Raw genomic sequence first — 7,455 nt, 5'->3', positions numbered from 1 at the left:
TCCCCTCACTTGCGATTTCCAGTGCTGAGCAAGAGCTAAGATGCTCAAATCGCTTTGTCTCCCGCAAAGGGGAGAGATCATCGGCATCGGCTGTATCCACAAAATCCCGCCAACTGATCCAACACCGCCAAACCTCGTTTATCCTAACCGCGTCCTTGTCCTATGGGAACTGCTTCCGGAGCCGTTCGAACTGGGGAAAAGGATCGGCGCCTCCGATGGCGGGTAACGGACCCGCTGTCCGGGGAAGTTGCGTCCAAGGGTTCCCCTGCCGGTACAACGACCGGCGCGTGCTGGACGAGCACTTTAAGGGGCGAGTAGGTGACGCATGGAATGCGGCAAATGGCACTCCATGCGTGCCGAGGCCTCCAAGCGGAACGGACGGGATAAAAAGTCGCCGGACGGGCGGTCTTCGGATCGCATTACTTAACTACAAGACGCGGCTTCGACAATCGCACGTCTTCCCACCATCATTCAATGGCCAGACGCGAAAGCGGGCGTGGTAACCGACGGTGTGTTATATTGGAAACCCCACCTCTATGGAGCGCAACAAAACGCCGAATCCCGATCTTGCGCGCCATTGATAATGTTCCCATATTTGGAGGCGAGCGAATGGGTTCGCCTTATGCAGGGGACCCGTCACCAACACACCGCACGATGCCGCGCTAAGGGTCGTTCGGGAAAAGGAGACACACAAATGAACATTGAGAAATATACCGAGCGCGTCCGCGGTTTCATCCAGTCGGCGCAGACCTTTGCCCTCTCTTCCAATCATCAGCAGTTCGCGCCGGAGCATTTGCTGAAAGTCTTGGTCGATGACGAAGAAGGTCTTGCCGCGTCCGTGATCGAGAGGGCAGGCGGGAGCGTAGAAGATGTGCGCCTCGGTTTGCAGGCCGCGCTCGACGCGCTGCCGAAAGTAACTGGCGGCAATGGCCAGCTTTACCTCGCCCAGCCTTTGGCCAAGGTCTTCACGACTGCCGAGGAAGTTGCAAAGAAAGCCGGAGATAGTTTCGTCACAGTCGAGCGTCTTTTGACGGCGTTGGCGATCGAAAAATCCGCCAAGACATCCGAGATTCTGAGCCGCGCCGGTGTCACGCCTACGGCCCTGAACACGGTGATCAATGATATCCGTAAAGGCCGGACCGCTGATTCGGCTTCAGCCGAAAATACCTACGATGCCTTGAAGAAATATGCCCGCGATCTGACGGCCGATGCGCGGTCGGGCAAGCTCGACCCGGTCATTGGCCGTGATGACGAAATTCGCCGGACGATTCAGGTTCTGTCACGGCGCACCAAGAACAATCCGGTGCTGATTGGTGAACCCGGCGTCGGCAAGACGGCGATTGCCGAAGGTCTCGCGCTCCGCATCGTCAATGGCGACGTGCCGGAATCGCTGAAAGACAAGCAATTGATGGCGCTCGACATGGGCGCGCTCATTGCCGGGGCGAAATATCGCGGCGAGTTCGAGGAGCGGCTGAAGGGCGTGCTTTCGGAAGTCACGGCAGCCAATGGCGACATCATCCTGTTCATCGATGAAATGCATACGCTTGTCGGTGCCGGCAAGAGCGAAGGCGCCATGGACGCTTCGAACCTGTTAAAGCCTGCACTGGCTCGCGGTGAATTGCACTGCGTCGGTGCGACCACGCTCGACGAGTATCGCAAGCACGTCGAAAAAGACCCGGCCCTTGCCCGCCGGTTCCAGCCCGTGTTCGTCGATGAGCCGACAGTCGAGGATACGATTTCGATCCTGCGCGGCTTAAAGGAAAAGTATGAGCAGCATCACAAGGTCCGTATCTCCGACTCGGCGCTTGTTGCTGCTGCTACTTTGTCGAACCGCTACATCACCGACCGGTTCCTGCCGGACAAGGCGATCGATCTTGTTGATGAAGGCGCTGCACGGCTTCGCATGCAGGTGGATTCGAAGCCGGAGGAGCTCGATGAAATCGACCGCCGCATCATGCAGCTGAAGATCGAGCGTGAAGCGCTGAAGGTCGAGAAAGACCAAGCGTCCCGCGATCGTCTTGAGCGGCTGGAAAAGGAGCTTGCCGATCTGGAGGAAGAGTCCACAGAGCTGACCAACAAATGGCAGGCGGAAAAGCAGAAGCTCGGTCATGCGGCCGATCTGAAGCGCCAGCTCGATGATGCGCGCAATGCGCTGGCGGCGGCCCAGCGTAATGGCGAGTTCCAGAAGGCGGGTGAGCTTGCCTACGGCACGATCCCGCAATTGGAGAAGGAACTCGCGCTGGCCGAACAGCAGGACAACGCAACCTCGATGGTCGAGGAAACGGTTACGCCGGATCATATTGCTCAGGTGGTTTCACGCTGGACCGGTATCCCGGTTGACCGGATGCTGGAAGGTGAGCGAGAAAAGCTGCTGCGCATGGAAGACGAACTCGCAAAACGTGTCGTTGGACAGGCCGAAGCTGTTCAGGCCGTCTCGAAAGCCGTACGTCGTGCGCGCGCGGGCCTACAGGATCCGAACCGGCCAATCGGCTCGTTCATTTTCCTTGGACCTACGGGCGTCGGCAAAACCGAGCTGACAAAAGCGCTTGCCTCCTTCCTGTTCTCGGACGAGACGGCGATGGTACGCCTCGACATGTCCGAATATATGGAGAAGCATTCCGTTGCTCGCCTGATCGGTGCGCCTCCCGGCTATGTCGGTTACGAGGAAGGTGGCGCTCTGACCGAGGCAGTCCGGCGCAGGCCCTATCAAGTGGTCCTTTTCGACGAGATCGAAAAGGCCCACCCGGATGTGTTCAACGTGCTCTTGCAGGTGCTCGACGACGGGCGTTTGACCGACGGTCAGGGGCGTACGGTCGATTTCCGCAATACGCTGATCATCATGACGTCGAATCTCGGCGCGGAATATCTTGTTGGGCTGGCCGAAGGGCAGGATGTCGAGAGCGTTCGGGAAGAGGTGATGAACGTCGTCAAGGCGTCGTTCAGACCGGAATTTCTCAACCGCGTGGATGAGATCATTCTGTTCCATCGCCTGCAGCGCAATGAGATGGGCAAGATCGTCGAGATCCAGCTTCAGCACTTGCAGTCGCTGCTGGCCGATCGCAAGATCGTTCTCAAGATCGATGAAGATGCGACGAACTGGCTGGCTGAGAAAGGCTACGATCCGGCCTATGGCGCGCGCCCGCTGAAGCGTGTGATCCAGAGGCAGGTTCAGGATCCATTGGCTGAGAAGATTCTGCTCGGCGAGATTCTGGACGGATCCACCGTTAAAATAACGGCCGGGTCGGACAGGCTGAACTTCAAGACGGTGAAATCCGCTTCCGAACGAGAGAAGAGCGAGGCCGCATAAGTGCGCCTGTGCAAAACAGAAAACAAAGAGAATGGCCGCCACAGAGCGGCCATTTTCACGTCTCGTTCATTCGGTAGATGCAACGATAAAAGCGTATGAGCATTAACCATAAAGACAGGAAAATGGGTCATTTATGCTTAATAGTGAGTTAGTGGCGAAAATTGGAAGCTGAAGACATGATGTCTTATCATTGTTCATTGTTTGGAATGTTGCTGATTGCTTCCGCGAGCGTCGCCGCCGTAACGGGTGCACATGCCGCTGAAATCGCCCTCCCTGCCACGAGCGGCGAGGCGTCGTATAAAGTCGTGCAGCTGTTTGAACCGAGCGATCGCCGCCCGCGTCGCGAGGCTTACCGCGCCTATTTTGACGAATATGGCCGGAAGATCACCGTGGATCGGCGAGGACGCGTTATTTCGGTCGAAGAACCGCAGAACGATCAATCGAGCGACTATTTTCCGGACGCGCCGCAGGATCCGTATGACACGGGTGCCATTCCGCAGGATCCCTATGGTCGTCCCAATGATTCCTATGAGCAGCAATCGGCTCTTCCATCAGAACGCGACTACGGAAGCGTCGATCGTCAGCCGCTGCCGCCTGCCAATGGTGAAGCCGATCTGCTATCGCCCGATCCGAATGTCATCGAGCCCGGATCGCCAAGCGACGGGCTGACGGACGCACCGCAGCAGGAACAGATACCCGTACACCCGAATCCCGCGCCCACCGTCGAATTGCCCAAGGGGCAGGGAGCGAAAGCCAAGATCGCCGCCATTCAGGTGCTGCTTGATCGAATCGGCGTGTCGCCTGGCGTCATTGATGGCCACAAGGGAAGCAATGTAGACAAGGCAGTGGCCGCTTTCGAGGAAATGACCGGGCAGAAGTTTGATCCGCTCAATGAGGAAGGCATCAACGCATCACTGGAACAGACCGGCGGCCCGGCTTTCGTGCCCTATACGATCACGTCGGAAGATGCTGCCTATCCGTTTGTTGCGTCGATCCCTGAAGACTATAGCCACAAGGCACAGCTGGAGCGCATGGCATTCACATCCGTCACGGAAATGCTGGCCGAGCGTTTTCATATGGACGAAAACTATCTGAAGGAAATCAACCCGGGCGTGAACTTCAATACGCCGGGCGTCACCATTCAGGTCGCCAGCACTGGCCAGAATGCCGGAGGCGCGGTCACGCGAATCATCGCCGACAAGGGACGCAAACAGGTGCGCGGCTATAATGCCGAGGGACGATTGATCGTTGCCTACCCCGCGACGATCGGCTCGACCGATACGCCTTCGCCCTCGGGCACGGTTCAGGTAGAGCGCATCGCGCTCAACCCGAATTATACCTACAACCCGAAAATCAACTTCAAGCAGGGTGAGAACAACTCGGTCCTGACAATCCCGCCAGGTCCGAACGGGCCGGTCGGGACGGTATGGATTGCGCTGTCGAAGCCGACCTACGGCATCCACGGCACGCCGGAACCGTCCAAGATTGGCAAGACCAACAGCCATGGCTGTGTGCGCCTGACCAATTGGGATGCGACGGAATTGTCGAAGCTGGTGCAGAATGGCGTGACGGTCGAATTCCAGGAGTAAGGCCTAGCCGCTCGCGGCGACCTTAGTCCCGTTCGCATCTTCTTCCTTGAGCAACTGATCGATGCGGTCACGCTCGCGCTTGAAGGCGACGAGATCCTCACCGCTGAGCTCGCCGCCGCTCGGCAGGCGAATGCGCATGGGATCGACCTTCGAGCCGTTGACGATGACTTCATAATGAAGATGCGGCCCGGTCGAAAGGCCGGTCGAACCGAGATAGCCGATGACCTGACCCTGGCGCACGCGGGCGCCTGGGGTTACGCCGCTTGCGATGGCGTTCTGGTGCGAATAGCTGCTCTCGTAACCGTTTGAATGCCGGATAATGGTTTGATTGCCGTAGCCGTTGGTCCAGCCAGCACGTTCGACCACGCCATTGCCTGCAGCAATGATCGGCGTGCCGCGCGGCGCTGACCAGTCCACACCGGTATGCATGCGGGAATAGCCGAGGATCGGATGCCGGCGCATGCCGAAGGGCGAACGAAAGACGCCGTTCGGCACTGGTTTGCGCAACAGGAATTGCTTCGAACTCTTCCCGTCTTCGTCATAATAATCCGTGGTGCCGTCCTTACCGTGGAATCGATAGAATTTCTTGAGATCGCCACCAAAATTTGTAGCGACGTAGAGAATCTCCGATCCGTCGCCGGCCTTGTCCGAATCGGCAGGGAGCGAAAACAACGCTTCCAGTTGATCGGTCGGGCTAAGCTGCGACTGGAAATCGACGTCGGAGGCAAGCATGTGGATAAGCTGCTTGATCATCGAATCGGTCATGCTATAGGCAAGACCGGCCCTGTAGATGCCGTCATAGACCGTCGGCAGATCTTCGGACCGGCGTGATGCGGGCGGACTGTCATCGAACGCAATCTGGAGACCAGGCGTCATCTCCGGCTCATCGGCGGGGACGTACTGATCGCGATCATTCAGCGCGATGGTCAGGATATGCGTGCTGCCATTGTAAACACTGGCGCGCATGATTCGATCGACATTATTCCTCGATTCGATTCCGAGCCGCAAAACGCTCCCGCTCTTCAGGCGCGGTGAATTCAACAGTTTGCTGATGGCCTCGGACATGCCGGTGGCGTCGTCATTGTCGTAGCCCGCATCACCGAGGGCTGCCTGAATATCCTTGTCGCTCCGAAATGGTATGAGCTCTTCTGAATAGCCAGCACTTTCGGCATCCTCGGGTAGGCGAGGCGCAACGCTGACATTCTCCTGGATGATTTTCACTGCCAGCGGGTTGCGCAGATTGTAGGGATCTTCCTCGGAGCCAAATCGCAACGGATCCACATAATGCAGCGAGGCGACCTGGATCGCGCCGTCAGTCAGCAGGGAACCGGTGTTTCGCACAACTTCTTCCACATCATCGACGCTCAGATCATCCGATGGGTCATACTGTGCCGTGGTCAGCGGGAAATCCACGGTGCGAAGGCTGACTTCGCTTTCGACCTTGGCCCCATATATGAGACCGGTCTTAGGCGTCGGGTCAGTGTCCTCATTGGCTTCAGCAAACACGTCAAGCGGATTGAAGGCAGGATAACGGCGATTGGTGTTGTGAACATCAGCGAGCGCGATATTCACGAATTCGAACGGCATCGATCGAATGACGTCGCGCTCGCCATCCTTGAACATGGTCGAGACATCGAGCCGCCGCCGGTCACGATTTTTCTGGATGGGTGTTGTTGCGGCTACCCGCGCACCCTTGGTAACATCACTATTGTTGCTTGCGGCCGGCATGGCGTCGCGACCCATCAATTCGGGCGGCGTCGCCAATTGTTCGCGGCCGTCGAGCGCCGCAAACAGCGCTACACCCATCAGTATGCTCGATGTTATACCGGTGAGAAAAGTACCGGCAAGCCACCTCGCCGAGATCTCACGCCGATCTGGCGGGCCGCGGCGGCCGTCTGTAATCAACGGCGGCTCGTTGCCCGGATCGATTAATGAGTGCCCCTCGTACTCGCTCATACTCTTAGGTGTCGATCCTGTCGCCGTTGTGGAATGCAGGCTTTATGTGGATTTTCGGCATGTCAGCCGGCCAGTTGCGTACTGGTATGAAATCAACGAGGCCGCAGTTTTGCCCTTGCAGCTTCCGTCTGTCAACGCAGAGCTCCAGAAGGCTGTGCACAGGATATGGCGCGCGCGTCAAAGGTTGAGCCGGTCTTGTTGCATGCGAGCGAGCGCTATGTCGGGAATTGGGCATGTTTGTGGCCGGGCCAATCACATTTCAATTTGCTGGCTATATGAACACGCTGCGGTTTTGCCCTTCCACGGCGGTTCGAAAAGCGCCTGTCATATTTTTCATAATTTCTTCAAAAACGGTGTTGACAGTTTTGTTGGGTGGGGTCTATATACCGGCACAACGAGGGCGGGGCGCCGCTGGCGGTTGCTGAATGCGCCCTGAGGTTTGCGTAGGTTTGATTGCTTTGAGCGATTGGGTTTGAGCGAGCGGTCTTTGCGAGATTTTAAGGATTGTTGCGGAAGTGACATTCTTTCGGGCCTGACCGGAAGGTTGGGTTTGTTTGGCCGGATTGGCCGGACATTTTAGTGACGGTGACGTTTGTGTCATGG

At 57.4% G+C, this 7,455-nt stretch carries 3 protein-coding genes; 2 read left to right on the top strand and 1 reads right to left on the bottom strand.

All coding sequences use genetic code 11. The annotated features are described in order from the left end of the window. Positions 1-694 precede the first annotated feature (694 nt). Together clpB and AAAC48_RS11945 are read left to right on the top strand one after the other, a co-directional pair. Positions 695-3,307 carry an ATP-dependent chaperone ClpB gene (gene clpB / locus AAAC48_RS11950; RefSeq protein ID WP_340654383.1) on the top strand — a complete coding sequence of 871 codons (2,613 nt, stop codon included), beginning with the start codon at positions 695-697 and terminating at the stop codon, positions 3,305-3,307. A gap of 179 nt (positions 3,308-3,486) precedes the next feature. Further along, complete coding sequence (locus AAAC48_RS11945; protein ID WP_340654384.1) at positions 3,487-4,896, top strand: L,D-transpeptidase; 1,410 nt, start codon at positions 3,487-3,489, stop codon at positions 4,894-4,896. A 3-nt stretch (positions 4,897-4,899) separates the two neighbouring features. Here AAAC48_RS11945 and AAAC48_RS11940 read toward each other — a convergent pair whose 3' ends face one another. Continuing rightward, positions 4,900-6,852: a M23 family metallopeptidase gene (locus AAAC48_RS11940; RefSeq protein WP_340654382.1), complete on the bottom strand. Its 1,953-nt coding sequence runs from the start codon at positions 6,850-6,852 to the stop codon at positions 4,900-4,902. Positions 6,853-7,455: the final 603 nt, after the last annotated feature.

This window comes from Phyllobacterium sp. (genome assembly GCF_037994405.1).
Lineage (GTDB): Bacteria > Pseudomonadota > Alphaproteobacteria > Rhizobiales > Rhizobiaceae > Phyllobacterium.
Note: the sequence above shows the minus strand (reverse complement) of the source record. Positions and strands in the feature narration are given on the sequence as shown.